Genomic DNA, 16527 nt, shown 5'->3' with positions numbered 1-16527 from the left:
CGGTCGCTCACTCAAAGCTGACAGGAATATGAATCACTTCATAAACCTGACTTACTTTAGTGTGAGACTCTTGATACTTTCGCTATCTGATCCGAAGATCAGCTCGCTGCCATCAAGCGCCCACACTTATCGGCTGTTAATTTTTAAAGAGCATTTCTGCGAGAAACCTTCCGTTTCCCAGCAGCGCTGCGTTTTCAGCAGCAGAGAAGCGAGATTATGAGGTGTTTTTTTCAACTCGTCAACAACTTATTTAACTAATTCGTTGTGACGGTTGAGATTCAACTCAATGTGCGCCGAGATCGCTAAAACCAATCTCAATAGCACCGCTTCCCTTCTTCTTTCTTCCCGCGCCGTGTTTCCGTTAGCGCGAAAGAGGCGTGATTCTATGCAGCGGCCCTCGTCTCTGCAACCCTTTTGTGAAAATTTTTTTACAAGCGGTGTCGGGGAGCCGTTGAGCCGTCCCACGATACTTATAGAAGCGACTCGGCAGAAGCTGCCTCGATAGCCCGTGAACAGCCTCGCCGCATCCAACGCAACCCTCCCGTCGTTCAGCGCCCCACCATCGCCCTCACCACCCCATCCCTCCGGATCAAGCCGTGATACAGCGCAGCCGCAAAGTGCGCGACGAACGTAGCGAAGAACAGGTAAGCCAGCAGCCGGTGCGCGACCCGGAGCCAGGCAAACGCCACCGGATCCGCCGAAACCAGCGCCGGCAACTGCACACCGCCGCCCAGCGTCACCGGATACCCGCCAGCCGACAGCATCGCCCAGCCGATCAGCGGCATCGCAACCATGAGCGCATACAGCACGAGATGCGACCCATGCGCGGCCACCTTCTGCCAGACGGGCAGATCCGCGGGCAACGCCGGCGGCTTCGACATGAACCGCACCACGATCCGCACACAAACCAGTACCAGCACCGCAACCCCCAGCGGCTTATGCAAAGCCACCAGGAAATCATGCCGCTCGGAAACCGACGCCACCATCCCCACCCCGATAAACAGCATCGTGAGAATCATCGCGGCCATCACCCAATGCAGCACCCTCGCCGGCAAGCTAAACGTCGTAGTCGCCTTCATCACCGTCCCTCCGCACTCAACCGCGCCGCACCGGCCACGCCGGCCTCTTCACTCGTCCTGCGCAGATACGAATCCGCATAAGCCGCCGACCGCGCCGCCAGCAACGGATCCCCCGATACCTGAATCCCCTGCGGCAACACCGTCGGGTCGTAATTCACATCGCGGCACGGCCCGCTGTCCTGCGGCTCCACGCGATCGAGCACGAGCGTGCCCGCGTCGATCGTCGTGCGCTGCGCGGGCCAGACCTTCGTCGCGTCGTCCACCGGATCGCCGGGCGCCGCCAGCGTGACCAGCAGCTTCCACTTCTGCTCACCGTCCGCGATGCGACGCGTCAGGTCCTGCTGCAACACGTTCGGATCCGCGGCCGTCGCCACGTCGCCGGCGCCGGCCGTCTGCTCCGGCACGACGCGCCACCGCACCGCCTGGCGCTTGCCCGCCGCGTCGACGAAGTAAAACGCGTTCAGCCCGTAATAACTTTCGGTGACGTAGCTCGCGCTCGGCTTCGCACCCTTCACCCACTCGCGGAATGCAGCCGTCTCCGGATGCGCGCCGAAAAACGCCTTCACCTTCGCCGGATCGGGTTTGCCCGTGGCCGGATCCGGCCGCGTCGCGAGCAACTGCGCGTAGAACGCCTTCGGCGTGGCCACCGGAAACACCGGCATCGCGTTCATCCCGGTCCGCCATTGCTGGCCGTCCGGTGCGGTGAGTTTCAGCGCGAGGCTGCGGATCGGCACGCTGCTGTCGGGCGCATACGGATTCCCGCCCGGCAGCGCGAAGCGCCCGACCACCGGCGTGCGCACCGCCTTGAAGAACGGCGCGACCGAATACGCGCTCGCGGCACCGTTGCTTTCGAAGTAACCGGTCACGCACACGCCCTTCGCGTGATTGCGCCGGAAACCCGGATGCGCGCCGCCGCCGGCCGTCTGCAGCGCGTCGACGATTCGGTGCGGGGTCAGCCGCGCCGGCGCGAGCCAACCGCCGACATACCCGAACGCCACGGTCACGCCGGCCACCGCGCCGCCGATCACGGCCCAGCGCCACCACCCGCGCCCGGGCTCGCGCGGCGGCGAAGAAGAGGAAGATTGCTTCATGGATGCACTCCCGATCGTCAGATCATTGTCGAACAGGCATAGGACGCCGCACGCGCCGCTTTATTCCATGAAGAAATTTTTCGTATGCTGACGGAATAAGCGGCGCCGACCGGCGTCCTACGCGGAATCTCCACGCTTATCGGCTAGCGCCCCGGCCATGCCCCCAAACGCCCCCGACGACGACGCGTTGCGCGAACTCATCCCCAGGCTGCGACGCTTCGCGCTCTGGCTGGCGCGCGACGTTCATGCGGCAGACGATCTCGTCCAGTCGACGCTCGAGCGCGCGCTGTCGCGCTGGACGAGCCGTCGCGACGACGCGTCGCTGCGCAGCTGGCTCTTCACGATCCTTTACCGGCAGTTTCTCGACGGCAAACGCAGCGCGAAGCGTTACGCGTGGATGCTCGGCCGCATTCGCGACGACGACGAGCTGCACTGGCCGTCCGCCGAACGCGAGGTGGCCGCGCGCGCGACGCTCGAAGCGTTCGGCCGCCTGTCCGACGAGCAGCGCAGCCTGCTGCTGCTCGTCGCGGTCGAGGGCTTCACGTACCAGGAAGTCGCCGACCTGCTCGACGTGCCGATCGGCACCGTGATGTCGCGACTCTCCCGCGCGCGTCAGGCGCTGCGCCAGCTCAGCGACGGCGAGCTTCCCGCTCCTTCTCTCCGGTTGATGAAATGAACAACCTCCGTCCCGACGAACACGATCTCCAGGCCTATGTCGACGGCCAGCTCGACGACGATGCGCGTGCCGCGGTCGAGCGATATCTCGCGCTGCATCCGGAGAGTGCGGAACAGGTGAAGCGCTGGCAGCAGGATGCGCAGCGGTTGCGGGCCGCGCTCGAGAGTGTGCGGATGCCGGGCGAGAATCCTGAACTCGATCCGGCGGCGATTCGTGCGCGGCGTGCGGAGCGCTCGCGGATGCGGTTCGCGATCGCGGCTTCGTTCGTGTTCTGTATCGGGCTGGGGACGTTCGGTGGGTGGCAGGCGCGCGGGTGGAACGCGGCGCCGCCGATCGCGCCGATGAGCGATGCGCTCGAGGCTTATCGGATGATGGTGGTCGACCAGGTCGCGAAGGTGGATTTCCGGCCGACGAGTGCGGGCGATTTGCAGGGGTGGCTCACCAGACGCGTGGGCGCTTCGGCGAAGCTGCCGGATTTGAGTGCGGCGGGGTTCAGGCCGGTTGGGGGGCGGTTGTTTACGACGGACAGTGGGGCCGCGGCCGCGATGGTGCTCTATGAAGACAATGCCGGACGGACTCTCAGCTTCTATCTCCGGCCAGCGGAATCGAAACATCGGCTGCTGCCGGCCGGGCAACGCGTGGATGGGGCGTTGCTGGCGCGTTATGGGTCGGTGAATGGGATTAATTTTGCGGTGGTGGGGCCGGCGGTCAATCTCGGCGAACAAGCCGTTGTGCGGGCGCTCGATCAGCAGATTTGAGCGAGACAATGTGCGGCCCGTGGTCCGCGGGCCGGCCCGGGCGGCTCAGCCAGCCCGAAAGCGCTCATGCTCACCGTTCAAGTTCACAGCATTGGGATTCGTTTTCGTATTGGTTATCCACACCGCGCAGATCGTCTCGATGCGTTCGTGGATGGGCGGGCGCTCTTGGGCTTCAGAATCACAGGGTTTGGTGTCGTTTCGGCGCTGGATATCGACATCGGCTGCAACGGCTTCGCATACCCTCCCTTGTCGAATCGCTCACCTTTGGGTTGCACAGGATTTCGAGTGGCTTTAGCGGGTGATATCCACACCGCTCTCACCGAGCCGATGCACAGGGTTTCGATTTAGTTGCGTTCAGGTTGTTCACACGCGTGAGCGCTTCGTTGGCCAGACCGAGCAGCGTCGCGGTATCGAGCTCGACGGGGCACCGGTCGGTTTGGCCATCCTTCTCCCCGAGACATCCTGTTCAACTACCCTTCTTTCTGCACGGCCATTAATTCCCTCAGGCACTCAACGCACGTTGCGGTCAGCAATCCGATGGCTGCTTCCATCGACTCGTCATCGTTGAAGCGGTAGACATTCCCTCCCTCGTACTTACCGCCCAGCGCAAGCATTTTCGTCTCTTCGGATTCGAGCATGTAGCCGGGATACTCGATTTCGTCGCGCAACAGGGTCAACGGCACAATCCGACGGCTGCCGCTCCAGCGGCTGCGATCCCCGACGAGATCGGACACCGATCGTGTCACAAGCTCACCGCCGACATATCCGTGAGACGGGCAATTTATCACCGGCATCTCGTCACCTGTTTCCTGAAACACAAACTGTCGCACGAGCAATCCTCGACCACGTCGACTCATCCGGTGCTGCCTCCATCGGTGGATTCGTATCGGCCACCAACTACAACAGCCGGACGCGATTCACTCACCACGAAACCGCATTTCCAAACTCAAGTCCCCTTGCCTGGGATCGTAGCGAAACTCCGCCACGCCCCATGAACACGGCTCGAGTCGTGCCTCTGTGGGATGCGCGCTCACCACAGCCAGTCCCGACGCCTTCGCGATCGACCGAACGATCTTCGACTCTGTGATGCTCGCGTCGAGGAAGCGAATCGTATCGAACAGGATCAACACGCTCGTCAGACGCCCTCCAACCACGTCGATCAAGCATTCGCCCGCATGTCCACCGAAGGTGATCGTCTGCGATATGCGATAACGCACCGCACCGTTCTCCAGCTCCTGCACCGGCGAACACAGGCGCCGGACGCCCTCGCTCAATCGCCCGTCGTCGCCGACCTCGATACGCATGCGGTCGGCGTGAACCACACCGCTTTGCCAGTCAACCCGGATCGCCAATGTCATGTCGACAACTCGTCGCATCGTGAATGCCGGCGATTCTACAGACATGACCGTTCGCACATTGACCGCAGGCCTCACAGCCCGCCGATTTGGTTGTCTGCTTGCTGCAGGTAGCGCATGGCCTGGTTGGATCACAGTCGCCGGACTGTGCTTATCCAATGGTGTTAACAGAGTTCGTATACATACGTAGTGATAGTTAACAAGCACGCGGCCTCACAGTGGATAACCACCGTAACGTCCTGAATTTTCAGCGCGAAGTGGAATGCATAACCACAGGCAATGCACACTCAAAGCTCTGTGCAGCACAGAACAACTTATCGCCGATTCACAGCTGCGCCGACATATCCTCAATCGTTCCACTGTGAATCCAGAGGCTTGCCGGATGGTTATCCAGAGGGGAATGTGGATAACCTCACAGCGCATCGACGCGTTTTGCTGTGACATGAAGACGTGAAACCGACGTGCTCGCAACACCGGGCAACGGCCGATCGTGGGCGCCCGCATCCCCGCTTCAAAAAATTTTCACGAAGGGGCTTGTGCTCCTCCAAAACCCTCTCTATAATTCGCGGCTTCTTAGGCTCGTAGCTCAGTTGGTTAGAGCACCACCTTGACATGGTGGGGGTCGTTGGTTCGAATCCAATCGAGCCTACCAACGAACAAAATGAAGGGGTCCGGCAGCGCGAATTGCCTACAGGCAATCCGGCTCGCCAAACATACAAACGCCACGCGGCAACCTCGCGTGGCGTTTTTCTTTTTGCGGCCGAAACTGCGCATGCAAGATGCATCGTTCGGATCCACGCGCTGCACGTAGCAGGCAATCGACAAAGCAGGGCGCAGAGCAGGGCAAGCGCGCGCAACGCGCCCACCGGCCACCGTCAATGCAGATGCTTCAATTTGTCAGGATTGCGTACGACATAGATCGCGACGATCTTCCCGTCGTCGATGTCGAGCGCGGTCGTCTGCAGCTCGCCGTCGGCCTCCAGCGTGACGAACCCCGGCAGCCCGTTGATGAACCCCGCGCGCACGAGTTTCGACGCATGCGTGGCGAACAGCTCGGCCAGGTATTCGTGCACCTTCATCACACGTTCGAAGCCGAACACCGGCTTGCCCGCGGCCGCGCGCTTGCCGCCGCCGTCCGAATGCAGGCTCACGTCTTCGGCGAGCATCGCGCCGAGCGCGCGCATGTCGCCGCTGCGCGACGCCGCGAAGAACGCCTCGGCCAGCTCGATCCCGCGCTGCTTCTCGACATGAAACCGCGGCCGCGCCTCGCGCACATGCGTGCGTGCGCGCGCGGCGAGCTGCCGGCATGCGGCCGGATCGCGCTGGATCGTGGTCGCGATCTCGTCGAACTCGAGGCCGAACACGTCGTGCAGCAGAAACGCCGCGCGCTCCAGCGGCGACAGCCGTTCGAGCGCGAGCATCAGCGGCAGCGTGACGTCCTCCTGTTCGTCTTGCTCGACGACCGGCTCGGGCAGCCACGGGCCGATATAGGTCTCGCGCTGATGCCGCGCTGACTTCAACTGATCGAGGCACATGCGCATCACCATGCGGCGCAGGAACGCCTCGGGCACGCGCACCTCGGTGCGATCGACGTCCATCCAGCGGATGAACGCCTCCTGCACGATGTCCTCGGCGTCGGCGACGGAACCGAGCATCCGGTACGCGACGCGAATCAGCGTGCGACGCAGCGGGTCGAAGCTCGACGCTGCGTCGGCCCGGTCTTCGGCACTGCCCGTGGCCGGATCGACGCTCGTCATCAGGCCACCATCTTCGCGGCCGCGGCCTTCGCTTCGGCCGGATCGATCCACAGCCCGAAGCCGACGGCAAGCCGGTTCCAGCCGTTGATCACGTTGATCATCAGCGTGAGTTTCACCTGTTCCTCCTGGCTGAAGTGGTCGTTCAGCGCCGCATACGCGGCCTCGTGCGCGCCATGGCCCTCCGACAGCCGCGTGAGCGCCTCGGTCCAGCCGAGCGCCGCGCGTTCGCGGTCGGTGTAGCAGGGCGCTTCGCGCCAGGCGGCCAGCAGGTTGATGCGCTGCTCGGTCTCGCCTTGCTCGCGCGCCTCGACGGTGTGCATGTTAAGGCAGTTCGCACACGCGTTGATCTGCGATGCGCGGATCTTGACCAGCTCGATCAGCGTCGGCTCGAGGCTCCCGGCAGCGGCGACCGACACGGTCATCCAGCTCTTCATCAGCGCGGGTGCGGCGGCAAACGGATTGAGTTTCGCAGTCATGGTTCCTTCTCCTTTCGTGTGGGTTCAGGTGATATGACGCGCGAGCACCCCGCGCGTGTGACATCGATGCAAAAAATTTTCAAAGGCGGGGAAGCATGCGGAGTCGAACGTGGCGCCGATGCCCGCGACACCCGCGCGCGAATCGGGATCCGACCTCGCCCGCATGACGCCGTTGCTCCGGCGAAGCCGCGCCATCGACCTTTCATCCGCGCCGCATGGCTGTCATGAGGCGTCGGTAGCGCGCATGCGCAGGCATGCACATTGCGCTAGAGTGGCCGAGCCCCGCGATGACGGGCCTCGACGGTTCGTCATGCCGCCGAGCCGGACGGGGTCAATTCTTTCATTTTTCTTTCGCCTTTGTTTCGCCCGAAATCCGATTCGCGACGTTCACATTTCTAGCCCATACTGTTCTGCACGGGCAGAAGAAGTGATGCCGCATCAGCGGCCCGGCGCGCGCGCCGGCTGCCCGACGACGCAGCAACGAAGGTCGCACGTCAGCCGCGCGCATTCGAGCGCAAGGCTTTCCTTTTTCCGGCAACGCAACGCAGCGAATCGCGACGTGAACGGTAAACCGATGAGCCTCCTTGCATCCCAGCTTCAGCGCCGTTACCAGGACGTGCGCGCCCATAGCATCGCGCTCACCGCGACGCTATCCGCCGAAGACCAGGCCGTGCAGTCGATGCCCGACGCGAGTCCGGTGAAATGGCATCTCGCGCATACGACCTGGTTCTTCGAAACCGTCGTGCTGATGCGCCGCGTGCCCGGCTACGCGCCGTTCGACGCGGCCTTCCAGTTCCTCTTCAATTCCTATTACGAAGCGCTCGGGCCGCGCCATCCGCGGCCGCAGCGCGGGCTGCTCACGCGTCCGTCGCTCGATGACGTGCATGCGTACCGGCAGTATGTCGACGAAGCGATGCTGCGCGCGCTCGATGATGCCGATCCGGCGTTGCTCGCCGCGATCGCACCGGAGATCGAGCTGGGCCTGCATCACGAGCAGCAGCATCAGGAACTGATCGTTACGGACATGCTGCATGCGTTCTCGTGCAACCCGTTGAAGCCTGCCTTCCGGCCACGCGACGGCGGCGCCACGCACGCCCTGGCCGCGGGCGACGCCGGCCCGCTGCGCTGGCTGCACCAGCCGGGCGGACTCGTCGAGATCGGCCACGACGGAGACGCGTTCTCGTTCGACAACGAACGGCCGCGTCATACGGCGCTCGTGCGGCCGTGCGAGATCGCGAACCGTCTCGTGACGAATGCGGAATTCGCGGCCTTCATCGCCGACGGCGGCTATGAACGCCCCGAATACTGGCTGTCCGACGGCTGGGCAACGGTGCAGCGGGAAGGGTGGTCGGCGCCCCCGTACTGGATTCGCGACGACGGCGGCGATGCCAAATCCGTCCATGCATGGCGCGCGTTCGGCCTGCACGGCGTGGAGCCGCTCGCGCCCGATGCGTCCGTCTGTCATGTGAGCTTTTACGAAGCGGCCGCCTACGCGGAATGGGCGGGCGCACGCTTGCCGACGGAGTTCGAATGGGAAGCCGCGTTCGGCACGGACGGCATGCAGCAGATGCTCGGGCACGTGTGGCAGTGGACGCGTTCGTCCTACGAGCCGTATCCGGGCTTTCGGCCGCTCGCTGGGGTGGCTGCCGAATACAACGGCAAGTTCATGGTCGGCCAGCAGGTCCTGCGTGGCAGCAGCATCGCGACGCCGCCGGGACACGAACGGCCGACATACCGCAATTTCTTTCCGCCGGCCGCGCGCTGGCAATTCACGGGAGTGCGACTTGCGCGAGACGTCTGATCTGACGGCCACGAGCGGTGGCCTGCAACCCGCCCGCGATTCGCGGCCGAGCGCGTTCGAGCGCGACCTGATCGACGGACTGTCGCGCACGCCGCGCAGCATTTCGCCGAAATACTTCTACGATGCGGCCGGCTCCGCGCTGTTCGACCGCATCTGCGAACTGCCCGAGTACTACCCGACGCGTACCGAGCTCGGCATCCTGCGCGACCGCGCGGCGGAGATCGTCCAGCGCGTCGGCCCGCATGCGGACATCGTCGAATTCGGCGCGGGTTCGCTCGAGAAGATCCGCGTGCTGCTCGATGCATGCGCGGACAATTACGCGAACGCGCCGGCGCGCTACGTGCCGATCGACATCTCTGCCGACTACCTGCACGGCGCCGCGGCGCGGCTGCGTGCCGCGTATCCGTGGCTCGACGTCGCGCCGATCGCGGCCGACTACACGAAGCCCGAACAACTGGCCGAGCTGACCGAAACGCCGCGCCGTCGCATCGGCTTCTTCCCCGGCTCGACGATCGGCAACTTCTCGCCGGAGGAAGCCGACGCGTTCCTGCGCGACGCCGCAAGGCTGTTGCGCGGCGGCGGCCTGCTGGTCGGCGCGGATCTCGTGAAGGACGAACGCACGCTGCACGACGCGTACAACGACGCGCAGGGGGTGACCGCGCAGTTCAACCTGAACCTGCTCGCCCGCGCGAATGCGGAACTCGGCGCGGACTTCGATCTCGACGCGTTCTCGCACTGCGCGTTCTACGATCGCGAGCGGCAGCGCATCGAGATGCATCTCGTCAGCGATATCGCGCAGATGGTGCACGTGCGCGGCCATGCGTTCCGCTTCGACGCCGGCGAGCGCATCCACACGGAGAACTCGCACAAGTTCACGATCGACGGCTTCCATGCGATCGCACGGCGTGCGGGCTTCGAGCCCGACACCGTGTGGACCGATGCGGACAACCTGTTCAGCGTGCACTGGCTGCGCAGCGTCGACGATATTCGCGCTTGAGGTTGTTGGATCGTTGCGCACCGCTCGCACGGCGTGCGTGCGGTGCGTGTGCTATCCGTGTCGCCGCGACGCGAATCGGCAAAACTTCCCGCCTTTATCGATTCGACGCGCCTTTGCAACGGCGTGTCGAATCACTCGTCATCCTTGTCCCGCAAGGCTTCGCGGCCACCCGTAATCGCCCGTTACCGCTCTCGCAGACCGGTTTCACCTGTGTCGGCGCAGGGTGCCTAGACTCCGAACCGTATTCACATGAAGCACGACACGTGCAGGGAGTCGCGAGATGAGCAAGAAACTTATTCTCGGTGCAGTTCTCGGTGTAGCGGCGCTGGCAGCTTCGGGCGTCGCATCGGCCCACGTCGACCTGTCGGTCGGCATCGGCGTGCCGGGCGTCTATGCGGCACCGGAGCCCGTCTATGTGGCGCCGCCGCCGCCGGTCGTGTACGCGCCGGTGGGTTACCGTGACGACGACTGGCGTGCGCGCGAATGGCGCGAACACGAGTGGCGCCGCCGTGAATGGCGCGAGCACGAGTGGCGTGAGCGCCGCTGGCATGACCGCGGCGGCTGGCGCGGTGGCTGGAACTGAACCCGCTAACGGTTCGCGAGAACGCGATCACGACGACGGCACATCATGAACGTGATCGCATGACGCCCGTTTGATGACGGCCGGCCGCGCGGTTCGCCGATGCGGCCGATACCGGGCCAATTGATCTGACGAATTGGCGCTCGCACGCATCGTTACGATCATTTACAACGTCGAGCACCACGCAGACCACGCGTTCGTAGAATGCAATCACTCGAATGCGCTCCAGGGAGCCAACAATGAAAACGCAACGATATCTGTCGGTGCTGGCAGCCGCGCTGCTCGCACTCGGTGCCGTTTCCGCGAATGCGGCGGCCGGCGGCAATGGTGGTGGTGGCGGCAACGGCGGCGGTCATGGGGCAGGCGGCTCCGGCGGCAACGCGGGCGGCATGTCCGGTGGCCACATGAGCGGCCAAGCGCTCAGCAACTCGAACGGCTTCCAGTCAGGCGATCGCGACAAGGGCCTCGCGCGAGCCGCCGATCGTTCCGACACGATCGCCGATCGTGCGGGTACGCAGCCGGGCCACGCTCACAGCCAAACGCACGGCCATACCGCGCATGCATCGACGTCCACGCATCACGCGCATCGCAAGGCATTCGGCCACACGCTGTAAGCGCAGCGCTGCATGGCACGGAAGGGCGCTTCGGCGCCCTTTTTTCATGCCGGCCGCGCCAGGCATCGACCCCGATTTGCAACCAGCCGTAACCACGCACACGAACGCTCGAGAATACAGATGGGCTTTCATGCGAATGACAGGCGGATCAGCTCCCGCAAGCGATGAGCATCGGCGTCGCCGCCCGGCCCATGAACAAAGAGCGGCTCATCGCCGCCCTTCGTTTCAGCGTCCCGCGCTCGCCAGCGGCGCGATGGTTGCAGCTGGCTCGAACAACGCATCCGCCTGCCTGACGCGCACGAATCGCGCGGCATCTTCCCCGTCCACCAGCGCACGGAAATGCGCTTCACCGCACGCGAGCTTCGCGCGCTCGTGCTCGCTCGTCACGTCGCCATCGGCATTCGGCGTATCGACGACGAAATACAGCCGCTCGCCGCCATCCTGCTCCGCGAGCACCGCCCAGTCCGGGTGATAGCTGCCGAGCGGCGTCGGCACGCGGAACCACGCGGGCAGCTTCGCGTACAGCTTCACGCCGTCGTGCGCTTCCAGCGCATCGGCGAATGCACGTTCCGCGTCGGTCTCGCACACGACGGCCTCGTGGATCGACTTGCGCGCATCGGGACGCAGGTTGCGCAGATAACCGGTCAGCGCCTCGCTCTCGAACGATTCGAGCGCATGCACGTTGCGTTCGCCGAGCCTGCGGTACGCGATGCCCGCGACCAGCGCGACCCGCTTGCAGCGGTTGATCGCATCGGCGGCCAGCGCGATGAATTGCTGCGGATTCACGCGGAAATCGTCGAGCCGGCCGCTGTCGGCGAGGATCGTCGCGAGCGAGCGGCGCGTGAGCTGCGTGCGGTCCTGCAGCTCGGTGAGCAGGTCGGGCAGCGGCAGCTCGCCTTCATCGATCAGCACCGTGCCCGCGCCGGCCACCTCGACCGCCTCGATGCCGGCCTTGCCGATGTCGATCTCGGCCTTGCGCCACTGCAGCCGGGCGCGCGCGATGTCCGGCGCGTCGCGCAGCGCGGCCGTGCAGTCGCGCACGAGCTTCGCGTTGTCGAACGCGACGCTGTACACGGTGCGGTGGCGGATACGGTCCCACAGTGCGCGGAAGTCGTCGCCGAACACGACGGCCTTGCCCGACGCGTCGCGGCGCAACGCGATCGCGCGCCGCTCGTCCGCATTGCGGACGGCGAAGCGGCCCGACAGCTTGCGCAGCGTCGCGACGATCGGTGCGCGCAGCGTCTCGAACGCTTCGGGCAGCACGAGCGCGCTCTGGCGCAGCGCATCCTTGAGCCGGTCGAGCACCTTGCCTTGCGCGTCAACGTAGCCCTGTTCGTGCAGATGCGCCCACAGCACGCGCGACAGTTCGATGCCGAGCGCATGCGCGGGCCCGTCGCCTTCCTGCACCGGCAGCGCCGCGAACTGGTGTTCCTCGACGATCCCGAAGCGGATGCCCGTATCGGCCTCGATTTCCTTCTGCAGGTTCTCGGCAAACGACTCGTAGCGCTCGGTCGCGATCACGGTCAGCGTGTTCACGCCCGGGTCGCGCACGCGCTCGCCGTCCTGGTCGACGGCGAGGCGCAGCCCGCGGCCGAGCGTCTGGCGTCGCTCGCGTTCGGTCTGGATGTCGCGCAGCGTGCAGATCTGGAACACGTTCGGGTTGTCCCAGCCTTCCTTCAGCGCCGAGTGCGAGAAGATGAACTTCAGCGGCGTGTCGAACGACAGCAGCGCTTCCTTCTCGCGCATGATGAGGCCGTACGCGCGCTCCGCGTTCTCGCGTGCGGCGGCGCTGCTCTCGCTCGTGTCGGTCCAGCCGCCCTTGCGGTCGATCGAGAAGTAGCCGTTGTGCGCGCGCTCGACCTCGAGCGCGACGTCGACGCCGTCGAACAGCGCACGGTAGGCCGGCACGCGGGCCGCGCGCGCATATTCCTCTTCGAAGATCAGCGCGTAGTCGCCCTTCACGGGCATCCCGTTCTCGTCGTAGCGGCGATAGCGTTCGACCGAATCGACGAAGAACAGCGACAGCACCTTCACGCCGCGCTCGGCCAGCCGCAATTCCTTGTCGAGATGCTCGCGGATCGTGCGGCGGATCATTTCGCGCTGCACGGCGAGCGTGTCGATGTCGCCGAACGCCTCGCCGAGCGACAGGAATGCCTCGCCTTCCGGATGGCGCAGCTCGACGTACTCTGCGCCTTTCACCGCATGGACTTCGCCGACGCGCAGCCCCGCATACAGCGCGCGCTTCGTCAGGCGTTCGAGATCGTCGCCGTCGGTCGCCGACACGATCTGGCGCTTCACGCCGGCCGCGGTCGCGACGTCCAGTTCGATACGCGCGCTGATCGCGCCGCGCCGGTTCGACACGCCGACGAGCCGCACGTACGGCTTGTTGTGCGCATCCTCGACGATCGCCGACGCGATCTCGATCTGCTTGACGAGCTTGCGCTCGTACGCATCGACCGCGTCGAGCCGGTACACCATGTGATGACGGTCGACGTGCGTCGCCGAATAGCGCAGCGTGCAGAGCGGCGCCATCGCGGCGAGCGCCTCGCGCCCGCGCCCCTCGAGCCCGCCGTCGACGCTCTGCGGCTCGTCGACGATCACGATCGGCCGCGTCGCGCGGATCAGGTCGATCGGCTTCTCGCCGCCGGTCTTCTCGCTGTCCTTGTAGAGATTGTTGATCTCCTTCTTGTTGATCGCGGCAACCGTCATCACCATGATCTGGATCGCCGCGCTCGCCGCGAAGTGGCGCACCTGGCCGAGCTTCGCGGAGTCGTACAGGAAGTAGTCGTACGGCACGCCCGCATACAGCGCGCGGAAATGGTCCTCGGTGATCGACAGCGTCTTGTGCACGCCTTCCTTGATCGCGATCGACGGCACGACGATCACGAACTTCGTGAAGCCGTAGCGGCGGTTCAGCTCGAAGATCGTGCGCAGGTACACGTAGGTCTTGCCGGTGCCGGTCTCCATCTCGACGGTGAAGTCGCGCGAGCCGGGCAGGCCGGACGGCGGCAGCCCGCCGCGCAGCTGCACGTCGGCGAGATTGCGCGCGAGCGCGTCGTCGGTCAGCGACAGCCGGTTGCCGACGCCTTGCTCCGACACCGCGAAGCCGAGCGAGCCTTGCGCGGCGGCCGTCGTGCCGGGCGCGGCGTTCGCGAGCACGCTGAAGTCGCCGCGATACGATTCCTGGCCGCGAAACAGGTCGCAGACGGCGTCGATCGCCTCGCGCTGATAGTCGAGATCCGCTTCGAAATGCAGCCGCATCACAGGCTCCGCACGCGCTTCACGCCGTGCTGCTCGAGCAGCGCGGCGAGATTGAGCTTCGCGACGTCGTCGACGAAGCCGCTGTCGCGGAACAGGCACGTGACGTCGCGCGTCGCACCGGTCGCATCGAGCAGCTCGACGATGCCGTCGGAGAGCGGGCCCGCGTCGTCGCGCGAAATGCGCGCATCGAAGCACGCGACGATCGAGCGGCCGATCAGGTGCACGGTCTTGCCGGCGACCTGGTGATGCTCGACCGGCGTGCACAGATCGAGGCCGAGCTTCAGCGTCAGCTCGGCGAGCAGGTCGTCCTCGCTGCGGCCGGTCTTCACGTGCTCGACGGACGCGAACAGCGCGTGGTCGAAGTCGTCGCGGCGCGGATCCCACTCGATCACGTTGGTCGTGTCGAGCCGGTACACGCGGAAACCGAGGTCGCCATAGCTTTCCGGATAGTCGCGCGCGACCTGCTGCGCGGCGCGGCGCAGGCGTTCCTTCGTGATTTCGGCGAGCGTCGTCGGCTTCTTCAGCTTCGCGCAGAAATCGGCGGCCGCGAGCTGCGTCTTGTCGCGCCGGTCGAGCGTCTCGGGCAGCTGCACGAGGATGTAGCGGCGCGCGCCGCCGTCGGTCGCGTTCACCTGCATCACCGCGTGGCCGGTCGAGCCGGAGCCCGCGAAGCAGTCGAGCACGATGTCGTCGCCGCGCGTGCACCAGCCGATCACGGCCGCCGCGAAATCGACCGGCTTCGGCTGGTCGAACGGGATGCCGAGCGTCTTCAGCAGCGCGTCGTCGGAGCCGGCGAACGGCAGCACCGACGGCACGTTCTCGTACATGTTCTCGTCGAGGTAGTAGATCCGCTGCGGCTGCGTGGTTTCATCCGGGCCGAATTCGATCTGGCCGCGCTCGATCAGCGCCTGCATCGTCGCGGGCGGATTGCGCCAGCCGCGGGCCGGCATCGCGCACGGCTTGCCGGTGACCGGATGGATCAGCGGCGTGAAATACTCTTCCGGCGCCTTCTTCTTGTTCGGCCATGCCATCGACACGAGGCGGTACACGCGCCCGTCGGCCGACAGCCGGTCGTACATCACCTCGCCGCCGGACAGGTTGGTCTGCGCCTTCATCCACGCGCGGTACGCCTTCTGCGCATCCTTCGCGTTGCCGCTGCGGTACACCGCGTCGTGCGCGGCGTCGAGCATGCGCTGCGCGTTGCGCTTCGGGCGCTTCAGCGGCGCCTGTTCGAGCAGCGTCTCGGCGTTGCGCGCGAACAGCACCAACGATTCGTGCTGGTACGCGACGCCGCGCGCGTCGCCCTTCGGATTGCGCTTGTCCCACACGGCCACGCCGAGCTCGTTCTCCTCGCCGAAGATCTCGCGCAGCATCAGCACGAGCGCATGCACCTCGTGCTCGTCGATGTGCACGGCGATCAGCCCTTCGTCGGACAGCAGCGCGTGCGCGAGCTTCAGGCGCGGATACATCATGTTCAGCCAGTCGGTGTGGAACCGGCCGTTCGCCTCGGTATTGGTGCTGCGCTTCACGCCGCCGTCGGTCTGGCCCGTCATCGCCAGGTAGTGGCGGATGCTGTCGCTGAAGTCGTCCGGATAGACGAAATCGCTGCCGGTGTTGTACGGCGGGTCGATGTAGACGAGCTTCACCTTGCCCGCGTAGCTCTTGTGCAGCAGCTTCATCACGTCGAGGTTGTCGCCCTCGATCACGAGATGACGCGTGTCGTCCCACGCGACGCTGTCGTCGGGGCAGGGGCGCAACGTGCCCGTCGACGGCGTGAGCGCGGCCTGGCGCGCGCTGCGCTTGCCGTGCCAGTGGAAGCCGTAGCGCTCGTCGGCGGCGCCGACGGTGCGCTCGCCGACCAGCGCCTTCAGCACGTCGACGTCGACCGACGCGCCGTCCGGGCCTTCGGTCACGAGTTCGGGGAACAGCGCCTTCAGGCGCGCGACGTTGTCGGCGATGAAATCCGTCGACATCGCCTGCGGGCTCTCCGCATCGAGTTTCTGCATCGTTTTTTCCATCGGAGCCCGGCCGCGTGCGCCAGGACGTCGGGCGCACTCACGGCACCGGCGGCAATGGCCGCCC

At 65.4% G+C, this 16527-nt stretch carries 16 protein-coding genes and 1 tRNA gene; 9 read left to right on the top strand and 8 right to left on the bottom strand.

Annotated elements, in window-relative coordinates:
- A partial coding sequence (locus ABIC50_RS32995; protein WP_354168948.1) for a hypothetical protein occupies positions 1-220 on the top strand: 220 nt, incomplete at its 5' end.
- 328 nt (positions 221-548) lie between these two features.
- On the opposite strand, the gene ABIC50_RS32990 is transcribed toward ABIC50_RS32995, so the two are convergent.
- Entirely contained in the window at positions 549-1079 is a 531-nt protein-coding gene (locus ABIC50_RS32990; protein ID WP_175712563.1) for a cytochrome b, read from the bottom strand.
- On the bottom strand, positions 1079-2170 hold the full coding sequence (locus tag ABIC50_RS32985; protein ID WP_354168946.1) for a catalase family peroxidase: 1092 nt from the start codon (positions 2168-2170) through the stop codon (positions 1079-1081). Before ABIC50_RS32985 ends, ABIC50_RS32990 begins: the two co-directional genes overlap by 1 nt.
- Before the next feature lie 157 nt (positions 2171-2327).
- Between ABIC50_RS32985 and ABIC50_RS32980 the strand changes: the two genes are divergently transcribed.
- From ABIC50_RS32980 to ABIC50_RS32970, 3 genes are all read left to right on the top strand, one after another.
- Positions 2328-2846, top strand: coding sequence for a sigma-70 family RNA polymerase sigma factor (locus ABIC50_RS32980; protein WP_105830786.1), 519 nt, complete (start codon positions 2328-2330; stop codon positions 2844-2846).
- Positions 2843-3604 carry an anti-sigma factor family protein gene (locus tag ABIC50_RS32975; RefSeq protein ID WP_212121147.1) on the top strand — a complete coding sequence of 254 codons (762 nt, stop codon included), beginning with the start codon at positions 2843-2845 and terminating at the stop codon, positions 3602-3604. The genes ABIC50_RS32980 and ABIC50_RS32975 overlap by 4 nt, the downstream gene beginning before the upstream one ends.
- 66 nt (positions 3605-3670) lie before the next feature.
- Positions 3671-3952, top strand: a complete 282-nt coding sequence (locus ABIC50_RS32970; protein WP_354168943.1) for a hypothetical protein — start codon at positions 3671-3673, stop codon at positions 3950-3952.
- 122 nt (positions 3953-4074) lie between these two features.
- Here ABIC50_RS32970 and ABIC50_RS32965 read toward each other — a convergent pair whose 3' ends face one another.
- Positions 4075-4434, bottom strand: a complete 360-nt coding sequence (locus ABIC50_RS32965) for a hypothetical protein (RefSeq protein ID WP_354168940.1) — start codon at positions 4432-4434, stop codon at positions 4075-4077.
- 87 nt (positions 4435-4521) lie between these two features.
- A complete protein-coding gene (locus ABIC50_RS32960; RefSeq protein WP_354168937.1) occupies positions 4522-4962 on the bottom strand; it encodes a hypothetical protein in 441 nt (146 codons plus the stop codon).
- Positions 4963-5534: 572 nt separating this feature from the next.
- On the opposite strand from ABIC50_RS32960, the gene ABIC50_RS32955 reads away from it, so the two are divergent.
- Positions 5535-5611, top strand: a tRNA-Val gene (locus ABIC50_RS32955).
- Positions 5612-5834: 223 nt separating this feature from the next.
- On the opposite strand, the gene ABIC50_RS32950 is transcribed toward ABIC50_RS32955, so the two are convergent.
- Positions 5835-6716, bottom strand: a complete 882-nt coding sequence (locus tag ABIC50_RS32950) for a sigma-70 family RNA polymerase sigma factor (RefSeq protein ID WP_354168934.1) — start codon at positions 6714-6716, stop codon at positions 5835-5837.
- Entirely contained in the window at positions 6716-7192 is a 477-nt protein-coding gene (locus ABIC50_RS32945; protein ID WP_175696416.1) for a carboxymuconolactone decarboxylase family protein, read from the bottom strand. Before ABIC50_RS32945 ends, ABIC50_RS32950 begins: the two co-directional genes overlap by 1 nt.
- A 574-nt stretch (positions 7193-7766) precedes the next feature.
- Between ABIC50_RS32945 and egtB the strand changes: the two genes are divergently transcribed.
- From egtB to ABIC50_RS32925, 4 genes are all read left to right on the top strand, one after another.
- Positions 7767-8993 (top strand): ergothioneine biosynthesis protein EgtB, encoded by a 1227-nt coding sequence (gene egtB / locus ABIC50_RS32940; protein ID WP_354168959.1) that lies wholly within the window; start codon positions 7767-7769, stop codon positions 8991-8993.
- Positions 8977-9990, top strand: a complete 1014-nt coding sequence (gene egtD / locus ABIC50_RS32935) for an L-histidine N(alpha)-methyltransferase (protein ID WP_354168932.1) — start codon at positions 8977-8979, stop codon at positions 9988-9990. The genes egtB and egtD overlap by 17 nt, the downstream gene beginning before the upstream one ends.
- A 280-nt stretch (positions 9991-10270) precedes the next feature.
- The gene (locus ABIC50_RS32930) at positions 10271-10573 is read left to right on the top strand and encodes a hypothetical protein (RefSeq protein WP_105830777.1); all 303 of its coding nucleotides are present in this window, start codon (positions 10271-10273) and stop codon (positions 10571-10573) included.
- Positions 10574-10809: 236 nt separating this feature from the next.
- Complete coding sequence (locus ABIC50_RS32925) at positions 10810-11184, top strand: hypothetical protein (protein ID WP_011655559.1); 375 nt, start codon at positions 10810-10812, stop codon at positions 11182-11184.
- A 225-nt stretch (positions 11185-11409) separates the two neighbouring features.
- Here ABIC50_RS32925 and ABIC50_RS32920 read toward each other — a convergent pair whose 3' ends face one another.
- Together ABIC50_RS32920 and ABIC50_RS32915 are read right to left on the bottom strand one after the other, a co-directional pair.
- A complete protein-coding gene (locus ABIC50_RS32920; protein WP_354168929.1) occupies positions 11410-14445 on the bottom strand; it encodes a type III restriction-modification system endonuclease in 3036 nt (1011 codons plus the stop codon).
- Positions 14445-16451 carry a site-specific DNA-methyltransferase gene (locus ABIC50_RS32915; RefSeq protein ID WP_229061161.1) on the bottom strand — a complete coding sequence of 669 codons (2007 nt, stop codon included), beginning with the start codon at positions 16449-16451 and terminating at the stop codon, positions 14445-14447. Before ABIC50_RS32915 ends, ABIC50_RS32920 begins: the two co-directional genes overlap by 1 nt.
- Positions 16452-16527 lie beyond the last annotated feature (76 nt).

The organism is Burkholderia sp. 567 (assembly GCF_040545115.1).
In the GTDB taxonomy this organism is placed as follows: Bacteria; Pseudomonadota; Gammaproteobacteria; order Burkholderiales; family Burkholderiaceae; genus Burkholderia; species Burkholderia ambifaria.
The sequence above is the reverse complement of the archived record's forward strand: the minus strand, read 5'-3'. Positions and strand labels throughout refer to the sequence as shown.

What these genes read in the sequence shown, in the direction of transcription:
- egtB (WP_354168959.1), top strand. Translation starts at nt 7,767, where the DNA reads ATGAGCCTCCTTGCATCCCAGCTTCAGCGCCGTTACCAGGACGTGCGC.
- ABIC50_RS32990 (WP_175712563.1), bottom strand. Translation starts at nt 1,079, where the DNA reads ATGAAGGCGACTACGACGTTTAGCTTGCCGGCGAGGGTGCTGCATTGG.
- ABIC50_RS32925 (WP_011655559.1), top strand. Translation starts at nt 10,810, where the DNA reads ATGAAAACGCAACGATATCTGTCGGTGCTGGCAGCCGCGCTGCTCGCA.
- ABIC50_RS32975 (WP_212121147.1), top strand. Translation starts at nt 2,843, where the DNA reads ATGAACAACCTCCGTCCCGACGAACACGATCTCCAGGCCTATGTCGAC.
- ABIC50_RS32980 (WP_105830786.1), top strand. Translation starts at nt 2,328, where the DNA reads ATGCCCCCAAACGCCCCCGACGACGACGCGTTGCGCGAACTCATCCCC.
- ABIC50_RS32915 (WP_229061161.1), bottom strand. Translation starts at nt 16,451, where the DNA reads ATGCAGAAACTCGATGCGGAGAGCCCGCAGGCGATGTCGACGGATTTC.
- ABIC50_RS32960 (WP_354168937.1), bottom strand. Translation starts at nt 4,962, where the DNA reads ATGACATTGGCGATCCGGGTTGACTGGCAAAGCGGTGTGGTTCACGCC.
- ABIC50_RS32970 (WP_354168943.1), top strand. Translation starts at nt 3,671, where the DNA reads ATGCTCACCGTTCAAGTTCACAGCATTGGGATTCGTTTTCGTATTGGT.
- ABIC50_RS32945 (WP_175696416.1), bottom strand. Translation starts at nt 7,192, where the DNA reads ATGACTGCGAAACTCAATCCGTTTGCCGCCGCACCCGCGCTGATGAAG.
- ABIC50_RS32920 (WP_354168929.1), bottom strand. Translation starts at nt 14,445, where the DNA reads ATGCGGCTGCATTTCGAAGCGGATCTCGACTATCAGCGCGAGGCGATC.
- ABIC50_RS32950 (WP_354168934.1), bottom strand. Translation starts at nt 6,716, where the DNA reads ATGACGAGCGTCGATCCGGCCACGGGCAGTGCCGAAGACCGGGCCGAC.
- ABIC50_RS32930 (WP_105830777.1), top strand. Translation starts at nt 10,271, where the DNA reads ATGAGCAAGAAACTTATTCTCGGTGCAGTTCTCGGTGTAGCGGCGCTG.
- ABIC50_RS32985 (WP_354168946.1), bottom strand. Translation starts at nt 2,170, where the DNA reads ATGAAGCAATCTTCCTCTTCTTCGCCGCCGCGCGAGCCCGGGCGCGGG.